The organism is Vibrio sp. 10N.222.46.A1 (assembly GCF_041473595.1).
Lineage (GTDB): Bacteria > Pseudomonadota > Gammaproteobacteria > Enterobacterales > Vibrionaceae > Vibrio > Vibrio tasmaniensis_A.
The window spans coordinates 1-524 of record NZ_JBFRSN010000302.1 but is presented as its reverse complement, the minus strand read 5'-3'; the positions used below and the strand labels follow the sequence as shown (position 1 = coordinate 524).

Here is a 524-nt window from a genome sequence, read left to right as displayed (position 1 = left end):
GGATACTAACTTGAACGGTAAGATAAAAACAATCACACGTTAGAGAGAGTGACGAATAATTAAACAACCTTACTTTTGCTTTGATCTAAATACTGTTACATCATCAATTGATGTGCTTTAATCAGAACCAGACAACGTATTTGACGATTAGGAAAAGGAATCTATGAGCAGCGTATTTGAAATTGTTAACCAAGCACGACGTAAGAACAAACTTAAGCGTGAACTTTTAGACAACGAAAAGAAAGTTCGTGACAACCGCAAGCGTGTCGACCTTCTTGATAACCTACTTGATTACATCAAGCCAGAGATGACTCACGACGAGATCCTAGGCATTATCAAAAACATGAAAGCTGACTACGAAGACCGCGTTGATGATCACATCATCAAGAGTGCAGAGATCTCTAAAGCTCGTCGCGACATCAGCCGTCGTATTCGTGAACTAACAGAAGAAGACAAGCAAACTCAAGGTAAGAAGTAATCTAACCTAGCGAATTTACTTGCAACAATGTTAGGGCGTGTTGACC

Annotated in this window: 1 protein-coding gene; it reads left to right on the top strand. The window is 39.7% G+C overall.

The genetic code is table 11. From position 1 onward, the window contains the following. The first annotated feature begins 163 nt into the window (after window positions 1-163). Complete coding sequence (locus AB4496_RS09970) at window positions 164-478, top strand: DUF496 family protein (protein WP_004730049.1); 315 nt, start codon at window positions 164-166, stop codon at window positions 476-478. Window positions 479-524 lie beyond the last annotated feature (46 nt).

Coding starts and splice junctions, on each gene's coding strand:
- AB4496_RS09970 (WP_004730049.1), top strand. CDS start 164: ATGAGCAGCGTATTTGAAATTGTTAACCAAGCACGACGTAAGAACAAA.